The sequence below is a fragment of the Aeromonas sp. R7-1 genome (assembly GCF_040908115.1).
Classification (GTDB): Bacteria; Pseudomonadota; Gammaproteobacteria; order Enterobacterales; family Aeromonadaceae; genus Aeromonas; species Aeromonas caviae.
Genome location: NZ_JBFODD010000037.1, coordinates 190,443 through 203,619 on the forward strand (window position 1 = coordinate 190,443; position 13,177 = coordinate 203,619).

Annotated in this window: 13 protein-coding genes and 1 pseudogene; 8 read left to right on the plus strand and 6 right to left on the minus strand. The window is 64.5% G+C overall.

Features of this window, described 5'->3' with window-relative positions; all coding sequences use genetic code 11:
* Positions 1 to 15: 15 nt before the first annotated feature.
* From cyoA to AB5Y51_RS09035, 8 genes and pseudogenes are all read left to right on the plus strand, one after another.
* The gene (gene cyoA, locus AB5Y51_RS09000) at positions 16 to 1,104 is read left to right on the plus strand and encodes a cytochrome o ubiquinol oxidase subunit II (RefSeq protein ID WP_080767819.1); all 1,089 of its coding nucleotides are present in this window, start codon (positions 16 to 18) and stop codon (positions 1,102 to 1,104) included.
* 3 nt (positions 1,105 to 1,107) lie between these two features.
* The gene (gene cyoB / locus AB5Y51_RS09005; RefSeq protein WP_368178304.1) at positions 1,108 to 3,084 is read left to right on the plus strand and encodes a cytochrome o ubiquinol oxidase subunit I; all 1,977 of its coding nucleotides are present in this window, start codon (positions 1,108 to 1,110) and stop codon (positions 3,082 to 3,084) included.
* Positions 3,005 to 3,700 (plus strand): cytochrome o ubiquinol oxidase subunit III, encoded by a 696-nt coding sequence (locus tag AB5Y51_RS09010; RefSeq protein WP_080560441.1) that lies wholly within the window; start codon positions 3,005 to 3,007, stop codon positions 3,698 to 3,700. The genes cyoB and AB5Y51_RS09010 overlap by 80 nt, the downstream gene beginning before the upstream one ends.
* On the plus strand, positions 3,701 to 4,030 hold the full coding sequence (locus AB5Y51_RS09015) for a cytochrome o ubiquinol oxidase subunit IV (RefSeq protein ID WP_010673684.1): 330 nt from the start codon (positions 3,701 to 3,703) through the stop codon (positions 4,028 to 4,030). It abuts the gene before it with no gap.
* 8 nt (positions 4,031 to 4,038) lie between these two features.
* Complete coding sequence (gene cyoE / locus AB5Y51_RS09020; protein WP_010673685.1) at positions 4,039 to 4,932, plus strand: heme o synthase; 894 nt, start codon at positions 4,039 to 4,041, stop codon at positions 4,930 to 4,932.
* 13 nt (positions 4,933 to 4,945) lie between these two features.
* Positions 4,946 to 5,044 (plus strand): annotated as a pseudogene (locus AB5Y51_RS09025) (protoheme IX farnesyltransferase); the annotation flags it as partial.
* A gap of 165 nt (positions 5,045 to 5,209) precedes the next feature.
* On the plus strand, positions 5,210 to 6,571 hold the full coding sequence (locus AB5Y51_RS09030) for an MFS transporter (RefSeq protein WP_041213223.1): 1,362 nt from the start codon (positions 5,210 to 5,212) through the stop codon (positions 6,569 to 6,571).
* An 83-nt stretch (positions 6,572 to 6,654) separates the two neighbouring features.
* Positions 6,655 to 7,023 carry a DUF1428 domain-containing protein gene (locus AB5Y51_RS09035; protein WP_010673687.1) on the plus strand — a complete coding sequence of 123 codons (369 nt, stop codon included), beginning with the start codon at positions 6,655 to 6,657 and terminating at the stop codon, positions 7,021 to 7,023.
* A gap of 139 nt (positions 7,024 to 7,162) precedes the next feature.
* Here AB5Y51_RS09035 and tauD read toward each other — a convergent pair whose 3' ends face one another.
* The 6 genes from tauD to AB5Y51_RS09065 all read right to left on the minus strand — a co-directional run bounded on the left by tauD (position 7,163) and on the right by AB5Y51_RS09065 (position 13,136).
* Positions 7,163 to 8,014 (minus strand): taurine dioxygenase, encoded by an 852-nt coding sequence (gene tauD / locus AB5Y51_RS09040; RefSeq protein ID WP_043155533.1) that lies wholly within the window; start codon positions 8,012 to 8,014, stop codon positions 7,163 to 7,165.
* 79 nt (positions 8,015 to 8,093) lie between these two features.
* Positions 8,094 to 8,924 (minus strand): taurine ABC transporter permease TauC, encoded by an 831-nt coding sequence (gene tauC, locus AB5Y51_RS09045; RefSeq protein WP_368178305.1) that lies wholly within the window; start codon positions 8,922 to 8,924, stop codon positions 8,094 to 8,096.
* A complete protein-coding gene (gene tauB / locus AB5Y51_RS09050) occupies positions 8,921 to 9,688 on the minus strand; it encodes a taurine ABC transporter ATP-binding subunit (RefSeq protein ID WP_042014207.1) in 768 nt (255 codons plus the stop codon). Before tauB ends, tauC begins: the two co-directional genes overlap by 4 nt.
* A 16-nt stretch (positions 9,689 to 9,704) precedes the next feature.
* Entirely contained in the window at positions 9,705 to 10,679 is a 975-nt protein-coding gene (gene tauA, locus AB5Y51_RS09055; RefSeq protein WP_042014206.1) for a taurine ABC transporter substrate-binding protein, read from the minus strand.
* A gap of 309 nt (positions 10,680 to 10,988) precedes the next feature.
* Positions 10,989 to 12,092, minus strand: coding sequence for an ElyC/SanA/YdcF family protein (locus tag AB5Y51_RS09060; RefSeq protein WP_368178325.1), 1,104 nt, complete (start codon positions 12,090 to 12,092; stop codon positions 10,989 to 10,991).
* Between the two features lie 150 nt (positions 12,093 to 12,242).
* The gene (locus tag AB5Y51_RS09065; RefSeq protein ID WP_221435874.1) at positions 12,243 to 13,136 is read right to left on the minus strand and encodes a LysR family transcriptional regulator; all 894 of its coding nucleotides are present in this window, start codon (positions 13,134 to 13,136) and stop codon (positions 12,243 to 12,245) included.
* Positions 13,137 to 13,177: the final 41 nt, after the last annotated feature.

The window sequence follows — 13,177 nt, forward strand, 5'->3', positions numbered from 1 at the left end:
AGATGAGGACATTGCATGAGACTCTTTGATGTGAAGAGGGGCTTGGGCGCTTTGCTGCTGCTCGCGACCGCCAGCTTGCTGAGTGGCTGCGACATGGCACTGATGAGCCCCAAGGGGCAGGTCGGTATGGAGCAGAAGTCACTGATACTCACCGCACTCGGCTTGATGCTGATCGTGGTGGTGCCAGTGATTGTCATGGCGGTGGCGTTCGCCTACAAATACCGGGCGTCCAACACCAGTGCCACCTATGCGCCGGACTGGGCCCACTCCAACAAGATTGAGGCAGTCGTCTGGACTGTACCCGTCATCATCATCGTCATCCTGGCGGTGATCACCTGGAAAACTTCCCACTCCCTCGACCCCTACAAGCCGCTGGAATCGGACGTCAAACCGGTTCAGGTGGATGTCATTTCCCTGGACTGGAAGTGGTTGTTCGTCTATCCGGAGCTGGGCATTGCATCGGTCAACGAACTGGCCTTCCCGGTCAACACCCCGGTCAACTTCCGGGTGACCTCCGACACCGTGATGAACTCCTTCTTCATCCCGCAACTGGGCGGCCAGATCTACGCCATGGCCGGCATGCAGACCAAGCTGCACCTGATTGCCAACGAGGCGGGCGAGTACAAGGGCATCTCCGGCGGTTACAGCGGTGCCGGTTTCTCCGGCATGAAGTTCAAGGCCATCGCGACCCAGGACCAAGCCGGTTTCGACGCCTGGGTAGCCAAGGTGAAGGCCTCTTCCAAGGCCCTGAGCACCATGGATGAGTTCAATGCCCTGGCCAAGAAGAGCGAAAACCACCCGGTGGAGTACTTCGCCAGCGCCGATCCCAAGCTGTTCGTCAACATCATCAACAAGTTCATGGGCGGCATGTCCCATGGTGGTCACGCCACCCCGGCTGCGGGCTCCGCGGATCACGAGGGCATGAACCACGAGGCCATGAACCATGACGCCGCCCCGAAAGCGGGTGCCATGGACCACGAAGGGATGAACCATGAGGCCTCGCAAGAGGACGCCATGGAGAACCAGGCCATGAACCATGACGCCCATGCCGGACACATGGCCATGTCGGCCGACAAGAGTGTGAAAGCAGGATCCGAGGAATAATCGATGTTTGGAAAATTGACACTCGAGGCTATTCCGTACCATGAACCCATCATCATGGTCACGATAGCCGGTATCATTCTGGGGGGCCTGGCCATCGCCGGTCTCATCACTTACTACGGCAAGTGGCAATATCTGTGGAAAGAGTGGCTGACCTCGGTCGACCACAAACGCCTCGGTATCATGTATCTCATTCTGGGCATGGTCATGCTGCTGCGTGGCTTTGCCGACGCCGTGCTGATGCGTGGCCAGCAGGTCATCGCCTCCGGGGGTGGCGAAGGCTACCTGAACGCCCATCACTACGACCAGATTTTCACCGCCCACGGCGTCATCATGATCTTCTTCGTGGCCATGCCGCTGGTGATCGGTCTGATGAACATCGTGGTGCCGCTGCAAATCGGTGCCCGTGACGTGGCCTTCCCCTTCCTGAACAACCTGAGCTTCTGGTTCACCGCCGCGGCCGTGGTGCTGATCAACGTCTCCCTCGGGGTCGGTGAATTCGCCCAGACCGGCTGGCTGGCCTATCCGCCCTTGTCGGGGCTGGAGTTCAGTCCCGGGGTCGGGGTCGATTACTGGATATGGAGTCTGCAGATTTCGGGTCTGGGTACCCTGCTGACCGGCGTGAACTTCTTCGCCACCATCATCCGCATGCGTGCCCCTGGCATGACCATGATGCGCCTGCCGGTCTTCACCTGGACCGCCCTGTGTGCCAACATCCTGATCATCGCCTCCTTCCCGATCCTGACCGTCACCATCGCCCTGCTCACCGCAGACCGCTACCTGGGTACCCATTTCTTTACCAATGACATGGGTGGCAACATGATGATGTACATCAACCTGATCTGGGCCTGGGGTCACCCCGAGGTGTACATCCTGGTGCTGCCGGTGTTCGGGATCTTCTCCGAAGTGGTGGCGACCTTCTGCAAGAAGAAGCTGTTCGGTTACACCTCCCTGGTGTGGGCGACCGTGGCGATCACCGTGCTGTCGTTCATCGTCTGGCTGCACCACTTCTTCACCATGGGGTCCGGCGCCAACGTGAATGCCTTCTTCGGCATCACCACCATGATCATCTCCATCCCGACCGGGGTGAAGATCTTCAACTGGCTGTTCACCATGTACCGCGGTCGCATCGAGTTCACCTCGCCCATGCTGTGGACCGTCGGCTTCATCATCACCTTCACCGTGGGTGGCATGACCGGGGTACTGCTCTCCGTGCCGGCCGCCAACTTCGTGCTGCACAACAGCCTGTTCCTCATCGCCCACTTCCACAACGTCATCATCGGCGGCGTGGTGTTCGGCTGCTTCGCCGGTATCACCTACTGGTTCCCGAAAGCGTTCGGCTTCAAGCTGGATGACGTCTGGGGCAAGCGTGCCTTCTGGTGCTGGATCACCGGCTTCTTCGTGGCCTTCATGCCGCTCTACGTGCTGGGCTTCATGGGCATGACCCGTCGTGTCAGCCAGAACATCGATCCCGAGTTCCACGGCTGGCTGGTGGTCGCCGCCTGCGGCGCCGGTCTGATTGCCCTGGGCGTGCTGTGCCAGGTCATCCAGATCGTGGTCAGCATCCGCGACCGCGAGAAGAACCGCGACCTGACCGGCGATCCCTGGGGTGGCCGTACCCTGGAGTGGGCGACGTCCTCTCCGCCGCCGTTCTACAACTTCGCCATCGAGCCGAAGGTCACCGGTCTGGACGCCTTCTGGGAAGCCAAGGCTGACGGCAGCGCTTACAAGAAGCCTGCCCAGTATGCCCCCATCCACATGCCGAAGAACTCCGGTGCCGGTGTCATCATCGCCGCCTTCAGCGTGGTGTTCGGCTTTGCCATGATCTGGCACATCTGGTGGATGGCTATCGCCGGCTTCATCGGCATGATCGCCACCTGGATCATCCACAGCTTCAACGACGATGTGGACTACTACGTACAGGTTGACGAGATCGAGCGCATCGAAAGTCAGCATTTCGACAACATCAACAAGGTGGCTTAATTCCATGGCGACTGACGTACTACATCACTCTCACGGTGCCCATGAGGATGGGCACCACGATGCCGGTGCCACCAAGGTATTCGGTTTCTGGATCTACCTGATGAGTGACTGCATCCTGTTCGCGACCCTGTTCGCGACCTATGCGGTCCTGGTCAACGGCACTGCCGGCGGCCCCACCGGCAAGGACATCTTCGAACTGCCGTTCGTGTTCGCCGAAACCATGCTGCTGCTGCTGAGCTCCATCACCTTCGGGTTCGGCATGCTGGCCATGAACAAGAACAAGGTCGCGGCGGTCAACACCTGGCTGTTCGTCACCTTCCTGCTGGGTGCCGGCTTCATCGCGATGGAAATCTACGAGTTCCATCACCTGATCGTGCACGAGGCGGGCCCGGATCGCAGCGGCTTCCTCTCTGCCTTCTTCACCCTGGTGGGGACCCACGGTATCCACGTGACCAGCGGCCTGGTCTGGATCATCGTGATGATGGTGTCGATCACCAAGAAGGGGCTGACCGAGCGCAACCGCACTCGCCTGATGTGCCTGAGCCTGTTCTGGCACTTCCTCGACGTGGTATGGATCTGCGTCTTCACCGTGGTCTATCTGATGGGGGTCATGTAAATGAGTCATTCCGTTGACAATCACGGCGCCAGCCACGGCAGCGTCAAGTCCTACATGATCGGCTTCGTGCTGTCACTCATCCTGACCGCCGTGCCGTTCTGGATGGTGATGGACGGCTCCGCCTCCCACGCCGTGGTGCTCGGCACCGTGGTGGCCATGGCGGTGGTGCAGATCTTCGTACACCTGGTCTACTTCCTGCACATGAACACCTCCTCCGAGGAGCGCTGGAACCTGGTGGCACTGGTCTTTACCGTGCTCATCATCGCCATCGTGGTCGTGGGTTCCCTGTGGATCATGTACAACCTCAACATCAACATGATGGTTCACTGAGCGGGTTGATGATGATGAAGCAATACCTGCAAGTGACCAAGCCGGGCATCATCTTCGGCAACCTCATCTCGGTTATCGGGGGATTCCTGCTGGCCTCGAAGGGGAGCCTGGATGTGCCCCTGTTCATCCTGACCATGGTGGGGGTGTCACTGGTGGTGGCCTCCGGTTGCGTGTTCAACAACTACATCGACCGGGACATCGACTGCATCATGGAGCGCACCAAGAACCGCGCCCTGGTGCGGGGGCTCATCGCCCCCGGTGTCTCCCTCTGGTATGCGACGGCGCTGGGCGTTGCGGGCATTGCACTGCTCTACTTTGCGGCCAATCCGTTGGCCGCCTTGCTGGCGGTGCTGGGCTTCCTGGTTTATGTGGGGGTCTACAGCCTCTACATGAAGCGCCACTCGGTCTATGGCACCCTGGTCGGCAGCCTCTCCGGCGCCGCGCCGCCGGTCATCGGCTACTGCGCGGTGAGCGGGCAGTTCGACTCGGGGGCCCTGATCCTGCTGGCGATCTTCAGCCTGTGGCAGATGCCGCACTCCTATGCGATCGCCATCTTCCGCTTCAAGGACTACCAGGCCGCCAACATCCCGGTGCTGCCGGTGGTGAAGGGGATCCCGGTGGCCAAGCTCCACATCACCCTCTACATCCTGGCGTTCATGGTGCCGACCCTGATGCTGTTCCTCGGCGGCTACGCCGGTTACAAGTATCTGGTGGTGGCCACCGCGGTGAGCGTCTGGTGGCTGGGGATGGCGCTGTCGGGCTACAAGGCGGCGGTGGACGACTCCCTCTGGGCGCGCAAGCTGTTCATGTTCTCCATCGTCACCATTACTTGCCTGAGCGTGATGATGTCGGTGGACTTCCAGCCGGACGCAGCGCCTGTATTGGTGAGCATGCTGCCCTGACGCTGGAGCTGACATGTTCTCCATCGTCATCATCTTCACCTGCCTGAGCGTGATGATGTCGGTGGGCTTCCAGCCGGACGCAGCGCCGCTGCTGGTGAGCATGCTGCCCTGATAGTGTGAACTGCACCCCTGAAATGCATGAAATCCAGAGCCGGGAATCTTCCCGGCTCTGCTATTATGGGCGCCGCCCTGCGAGGGGCATCGCCGATTTTTCGGGGGCGGCCGGGCGCCTGTCACCCCTTTCTTTCTCTCTTCTTTTTGACTCATCGAGGCCCTCATGAATGATTTCACCATGACGAGGGGCGAGCGACGCGCGACCTGGGCGCTCGGCTCCGTCTTCTCGCTGCGCATGCTCGGCATGTTTATGGTGCTGCCGGTGCTGACCACCTACGGCATGTCCCTGGCGGGCGCCTCCGAGGCGCTCATCGGGCTTGCCATCGGCATCTACGGCATGACCCAGGCCCTGTTCCAGATCCCCTTCGGCCTGCTCTCCGACAAGGTGGGGCGCAAGCCCCTCATCGTCGGCGGCCTGCTGATGTTTGCCCTTGGCAGTGTCATCGCCGCCCTGAGCGACGCCATCTGGGGGGTCATCGTCGGGCGCGCCCTGCAAGGGAGCGGCGCCATCTCCGCCGCCGTCATGGCGCTCCTGTCGGATCTCACCCGGGAGCAGAATCGCACCAAGGCCATGGCCTTCATCGGGGTGAGCTTTGGCATCACCTTCGCCATCGCCATGGTGACCGGCCCCCTCATCACCCATGCCCTGGGCTTGTCCGGCCTCTTCTGGCTCATCGCCCTGCTGGCCCTGGCCGCCATCGCCATGGTGCTCTGGGTGGTGCCGACCCCGGCGGCCCACCTGCAAAATCGCGAGTCCGCCATGGTGCGAGGCAGCTTTCGTACCGTGCTCACCAACCCTCGCCTGCTCAAGCTCAACCTCGGCATCCTCTGCGTCCACACCCTGCTGATGTCGAGCTTCGTGGCCCTGCCGCCCCTGCTGGAACGTGCGGGCCTGCCCCGTGACAGCCAGTGGCAGGCCTATCTGGTCACCATGCTGATCGCCTTCGTGAGCGTGGTGCCCTTCATCATCTATGCCGAGAAGCACCGCCAGATGAAGCGGGTCTTCATCGGGTGCGTGGTGGTGATGCTGGCCGCCGAGCTGGTGCTCTGGCAGAGCGGCCAGCAGTTGTGGGGTCTGCTCGCCGGGTTGCAGCTCTTCTTCATCGGCTTCAACGTGATGGAGGCGCTGCTGCCGTCTCTCATCAGCAAGGAGTCCCCGCCGGGCTACAAGGGCACCGCCATGGGGGTCTATTCCACCAGTCAGTTCCTCGGGGTCGCCATCGGCGGCAGTCTCGGTGGCCTGCTCTACAGCCTGGGGGGCGGCCCCCTGGTGTTTGGCGGTTGTGCCGCCCTGGCCCTTGCCTGGCTCGGGGTGAGCCTCACCATGGCCGAGCCCCCCTATGTGAGCAGCCTGCGCATCGTGCTGCCGGAAGGGGTCGAGGCCACCCCGGCCCTGGAGCAGCGGATCCGCGCCTGCGAGGGGGTGAGCGACGTGCTGCTGGTGCGCGAGGAGCACTCCCTCTACGTGAAGGTGGACAGCAAGCGCCTGACCCGCAGCGATCTGGAGCGGCTGGTCTCTTTGTGATGGCTGGCTGCGCGGGGCGGCGCAGAGCGCGGGCTGATGGGCGGCTGCTATGCTGAGATCCTCACTCACAGGAGGAACCTCTGATGTCATACGTGGACGGATTCGTGCTCGCCGTGCCGACGGCCAACAAGCAGGCCCTGATCGATCATGCGGGGCAGTTTGACCCCATCTTCCTCGAATACGGCGCCACCCGGGTGCTGGAGTGCTGGGGGGACGACGTGCCCCACGGCAAGCAGACCGACTTTTATCGGGCGGTGGCGGCCAGGGAGGATGAAACCGTGGTCTTCTCCTGGGTGGAGTGGCCGAGCAAGGCGGTGCGGGACGACGCCATGGGCAAGATGATGCAGGACCCCAGGATGGACCCCGCCAATCCCCTGCACCAGACCATGCCGTTTGACGGCGCCCGCATGATCTTCGGAGGCTTCACCACCGTGCTGGAGCTCAAGGGCTGAGACCGGCCATCGGGTCACCCAGGTGGCCGGAGCGCAAGGGCCGATAGCAACACCCAGGCCCGTCAGATGATGAAAAAGCCCGCCAGCCGGCGGGCTTTTTGCTGGGCGTTATCTCATGGTCGCTCTCCATGGGGGACGTTCAGCCCGGGCGCCAGAAGGGCTTGTCCCCGAGAATGGTGGCCCTGTGCATCACCCGGCGGGCCGGCAGGTAGTCGGCATTGGCATAGTGTTGGGTCACCCTGTTGTCCCAGATGGCGATGTCGTTCTCCTGCCAGCGCCAGCGCACCTGGAACTCGGGGCGGGTGATGTGCTCGAACAAAAAGCCGAGCAGGGCCTCGCTCTCTTTGGGGGGCAGCCCGGGCAGCCGGGTGGTGAACCCCTCGTTGACGAACAGGGCCTGACGGCCGCTCACCGGGTGGGTGCGGATCACCGGGTGGCGCAGGGGCGGGTGACGGGCCACGGCCGCCTGCCAGCGCTGGCGCGCCTCCTCGCTGTCATCATGGCGATGGGCGGGGAAGGACTTGGTGAAGTCATGCTCGGCTTCCAGCCCTGCCAGCAGGGTTTGCAGGGGCGGGGAGAGGGCCGCCAGCGCCGCGATGCCGCTGGCCCAGAGGGTGTCCCCCCCGGTGGGGGGCAGCTGCTTGGCGGCCAGAATGGCCAGTGCCGGGGGCGTCTCGATAAAGGTCACGTCGGTGTGCCAGTTGTCGTTGTCCGGCGGATTGTCGTCGTGGGTATCGAGCACGATGATCTCCTCGGCCTCCTCCGTGTGGGGGTAGACGGGGTGGATGTGCAGATCCCCGAAGCGGTTCGCCAGCGCCCGCTGGGCTCGCGGGGTGATGGGCTGGTTGCGAAAGAACAGCACCTGGTATTTGAGCAGGGCGCGATGGAGCTGCTCGAACTGCCCCTGGCTCAGGGGCTCGGCCAGATTGACGCCGGCGATGACGGCGCCGATGTGGGGGCCGAGGGGGGTAATGGTCAACTTGTCGGTCATGGTCTTGCTCCATGTCTGGGGGCGTGAAGGCCCGATGCCAATAGGAAAGGGGGGCGAAGGATCGCGGTCAGCCTGTGGCTCATTGTCCTTCTCCATGCCAGGGGGTGAGCCTGCGCTGCAGGGCGCGCAGGCCCAGTTCCAGTACGAAGGCGATCAGGGCGATCACCAGGATGCCCGCCAGCACCACGTCGGTGGCGAGAAACTCGCCGGCGGATTGCACCATGAAGCCCACCCCCCGGGTGGCGGCGATAAGCTCGGCCGCCACCAGGGTGGACCAGCCCACCCCGAGCCCGATGCGCAGCCCGGTCAGGATGTCCGGCAGGGCGCCGGGCAGGATCACGTGCCAGAGCACCTGGGACCGGGATGCGCCCAGCGCCTGGGCCGCCCGCACTCGCACCGCGTTGGCGCTCTGCACGCCCGCCAGGGTCGCCAGGGCCACGGGGGCGAAGATGGCCAGATAGATGAGCAGCACCTTCGATGTTTCACCGATGCCAAACCAGATCACCATGAGTGGCAGGTAGGCGAGCGGCGGCACCGGGCGGTAGAGCTCGATGAGGGGATCCAGCACGCCGCGCACCGTGGGGGAGAGCCCCATGGCGATGCCCACCGTGATGCCAAAGAACGCCGCGGCAGCGAGCGCCACCAGGATGCGCCACAGGCTGGCCCCCAGGTGTTGCCACAGGGTGGCATCCATAAAGCCCATAGGGCCTGCGACGGTGATGAGCTGTGCCAGCACCCGCTGTGGGGGCGGCAGGAACAGGGGATCGACCCAGCCGAAGTGGGCCACCAGCCACCACAGGGCCAGCAGCACGATCAGGGTGGCGAGGCTCAGGGTCAGACGGCGGGGCAGGGGCCAGCCCGCTGCCCGTGTGTGGGTGAGATCCCGTTGCCGGGCGAGGGCGAGGGTCATGCGAAGGCCTCCCGCTCTGCGAACACCCGTTCCAGCACGTATTCACGGCGCTCGATGAAGGCCGGATCGGACTTGATGCTGCGGCAGGGCTCCCCGGCGGCGAAGCGGCGACCGAAATCCAGGGTCAGCCGCTCCGTCACCCGCCCGGGGGAGGGGGAGAGCAGCACCAGATCGGTGGCCATGAAGATGGCCTCCTCGATATCGTGGGTGATGAGCAGCACCTGACGCCGGTGCTCGTGCCACAGGCGCAGCAGCAGAGTCTGCATCTGCTCCCGGGTGAAGGCGTCCAGGGCGCCGAAGGGCTCGTCCAGCAGGAGCAGGCGGGGCTGGGTGGCGAGGGCCCGGGCGATGCCGACCCGCTGGCGCTGGCCGCCGGAGAGCTGCCAGATGGCGCGATCGCCGGCCCCCTCCAGCCCCACCTGACGCAGCAGTGCCTGGGCCTGTTCGGTGCGCTCGGCACTGGGCACGCCCGCCAGCTGCAGGCCGAGGGCCACGTTGTCTCGCACGTTGCGCCAGGGCAGCAGCCCCTCGCTCTGGAACACCACGCCGCGCTCGGCGCCGGGGCCGGTGACCGGCTTGCCCTCAAGGCTTATCTGGCCGTGGTGGCAAGGCTCGAAGCCCGCCACCAGGTTGAGGAGGGTCGTCTTGCCCGAGCCCGAGGGCCCCAGCACCACCATCAGCTCCCCCTCGGACAGGGAGAGGTTGATGTTGTCGAGCACCCGTCTGCCGGCGTACTCGGCGGACACATGAGAGAGCTGCAACATGGTCGTCTCCTTGGATTTACTGGGCCACGGCTTTCACGAAGCGATCGGTCACGAACTGGCGGTAGTCCGAGGCGGCGTTCGCGACCTTGCCCTGGCTCTCGAGGAAGCGGGCGGTGTCGATGATGGTCTGGTTGACGAGGCGCCCGAGCTCGGCACTCTGGGCCTTCGCATCGAGGTAGGTGTTGCCCTTCACCAGCGCGGGAACGTCCGCCTCGGGAACGCCGCTCAGCTTGGCCAGCTTGGCGAGGTTGTCCGGCTTGGTGAGCCAGCCGTCGGGGTTGGCCAGGTAGTCGCGCTGGGCGGCCAGGGTGCTGTTCACGAAGGCCTGCACCACTTCGGGGTGGGCCTTGGCAAAGTCCTTGCGCACTACCCAGACGTCCAGGGTCGGCGCCCCCCAGTCACCCACCTGGGCGGAGTCGGTCAGCACCTTGCCCTCCTTGGTGAGCTGGTTGAGGGCGGGGGCCCAGACATAGGCGCCGTCGATGTCGCCCCGCTGCCAGGCGGCGATGATGGCTGGTGGTTGCAGGTTGACGATCTGCAGCGTCGCGGGGTCGACGTTCCAGTGCTTGAGGGCCGCCAGCAGGCTGTAGTGAGTGGTGGAGGTATAGGGCACGGCGATGCGCTTGCCCGCGAGATCCTCGGGTTTTGCGAGCCCCTGCTTCACCACCAGAGCCTCGGACTCCCCGAGCTTGGAGGCGAGCAGGAACACCTCGATGGGCAGGTTCTGGCTTGCCGCCACCGCCAGGGGGCTGGAGCCGATGTTGCCTATCTGCACGTCGCCGGAGGCGAGCGCCCGTACCACGCTGGCGCCGCTGTCAAACTTGCGCCAGTCCACGGTGGCGCCGCTCTCCCTGGCGAAGCTGTTGTCGGCCTGGGCCACCTTGGCGGGTTCGGCGGAGGTCTGGTAGGCCACGGTGACGTCGAGGGCCTGGGCGGACTGGCCGAGCAGCATGGAGGCTGCGAGCCACAGAGAGATGCCTTTTGCTGTCATGATGCACTTCCTTGTTGGGGGTGTTGGAAGCCACATCTTTATCTGAACATCCCCGGGGGCGAAGGAACGAGAAGGGTGTTCTCATGCCGTTTGGTTCTTAGAAAAAGAACGGTAAATCAATGATCTGATTGAGATATGCCAGAAAGTGGATAGCTTGCTCACCCGCCGTCTATCGGGTGGCTGGCGCAAGGGGCCAAGGGCCGGCCACCAGGGGCCAGCAGGTGCGTGCAGGGGCTGGCCAACAGGGAGGGCAGTGACTGACAGGGAGAAGAGAGGAAAAGGCCCCGCCAGGGTGGCGGGGCCGGGGGATCAGCGCTCCACCAGCGGGGCCGAGCGGTAGCTCCACAGGCCGTAGGTGCGCAGGGCGTCCCGGTAGATGCCAAGCAGCTCCTCCGGGCTTGCCTTGGCCAGGGCCGAGAGGGGCTTGTCCGGGTAGGCGACGCTGTCGATGCGGATGTTCGCCGGGCCGCTCTGCCAACAGGCGATTTCCAGCAGGGTCTGGCCCCGGCGCACATGGCTCGCCGAGCTCACCAGGGTGGCGAACTCAATCTCGTGGCGGGCGAGGGCATAGCCGCTGTAGAGGGCGTTCTCCACCGTGCTGGTGGCGTAGTTCTCCTCGATGATGCGGGAGCGGTCGATGCCCTTTTTCGCCAGCCAGTCCGCCATCAGCTTGCCCTCGGTCTGGCGGTTCTGGGGCACGCCGCCGGTGAGGATGATGAGGGCTGCCGGATCGGCCTGGGCCAGGGCGCGGGTGGTCTCGAGGCGTCCCAGCAGGATCTCGTGCATGGAGCCATCGGGATTGAGGGCATAGCCCAGGGTGACGATGGCGCGGCGCCCCTTCTTCTCGCCCCGTCCCTGACGCTCCTTGAGGGGGGTGGCGACCACCCTGTCCACGGTGGCGAACAGTCGCTGCAAGTCGGCGGCGCGACCGGCATTGAGCTCGCCGACCCGCTTGAGGTAGCCATCGGATTTGGCCTGGTTGCCCTTGAAGCGCTGCCAGGTGGCGAGATAGGTGTTGATGTCCAGATCGTCCGGGGCGGCGGTGAGGGCCTGCTCGAACAGGGCGATGGCCCTGTCCACGTTGCCGTTGTAGATCTGGGCGTTGGCCGCCGAGACGAGCAGATCGGTGCGATAGGGCTCGAGCTGGTGGGCCTCCAGCAGCAGGGTGGTCACCTGCTCCATGTTGCTCGGCATCTTGGCGGTGAAGCCCGCATCGGAGACCCGGGCGGGGGAGTGGAAGATGCGGGCGGCGTCTGCCAGCAGCTGATCCACCACCTGGCGCTTGCTGATGAACTGCTCGTAATTCTGCTCCTTTTGCAGGGAGCGCACCGGGGCGGCCCAGGCATCGGATGAGACAACGAGCGGCAGCGTCAGCAGGCTGGTGAGGGTCAGGGCAATCGCGGTTTTCTTCATCATGGGGCTCCCTCTGGGGTGCGGGGCGCGATGCCGTGGCTCGTCCCCTGAATGCTTTTCCAATAAAAACAGATGCTTGGTTTGCTGCCTACTCTACTCCCTTCCCGATGAAAAAAACGTGAACCGTTCCGGTTATCCCGATGACCCCCCTCAGCGCAGCCCCAGACGTTCCTGCAGGAAGGCCAGCCAGGCCGCCACCTTGGCGGGCAGGTGGCGGCGCTTGGGATAGACGCACCAGATGCCGTGCTCGGGCAGGGCATGGTCTGGCAGGACGGGCACCAGCCGCCCGATGGCGAGATCCCGCGCCACGATGAAGTCCGGCATGTTGCCGATGCCAAGCCCCGCCAGCAGCGCGGTGTGGATGGCATCGCTGTTGTTGACCTCGAAATTGCCCCTGGGGGTGATGGCCACCTCTCCTTCGGGGCCGTGCAGCCGCCACTGGGTGCCTCCGCGAAACAGGGAGTAGAAGAGGCAGTTGTGGCGCTCGAGATCCGCCGGGGTGCGGGGCGTGCCGGCCTGCGCCAGGTAGGCGGGGGCGGCGCACAGGGTGCTGAGACAGGGGGCGAGGCGGCGGGCGACCAGGCTCGAATCCTCCAGCTCGCCGATGCGCACCGCCACGTCGAACCCCTCGGCCACCAGATCCTGCCGGGCGTCGCTCATCTCCAACTGCAACTGCACCTCGGGGTGAAGGGCGAGAAACTCGGGGACAAGGGGGGCGATGTGGCGCCGGCCATAGACCATGGGCACCGTCACCCGCAGCAGGCCGCGGGGGGCCGATTGCAGGGCGCCGATGGCATCTTCCCCGTCGCTGGCCAGGCGCACTGCATGGCGCACCGTCTCGAAGTAGCGCTCCCCCGCCTCGGTGAGGGTGAGGGAGCGGGTGGTGCGATAGAGGAGCTGGCAGCCGAGGGCCTGCTCGAGCTGGCTCACCTTCTTGCTCAGCACCGACTTGCTGAGGCCGAGCTGACGGGCTGCGCCGGAGAAGGTGCCCGACTCCACCACGGCGACGAAGGCGGGGAGCAGGGCGAAGGCTTCCTGGTTCATGTTGTTCTCGATATGGAAACAATGTTGTTCCAGGAGGGTAG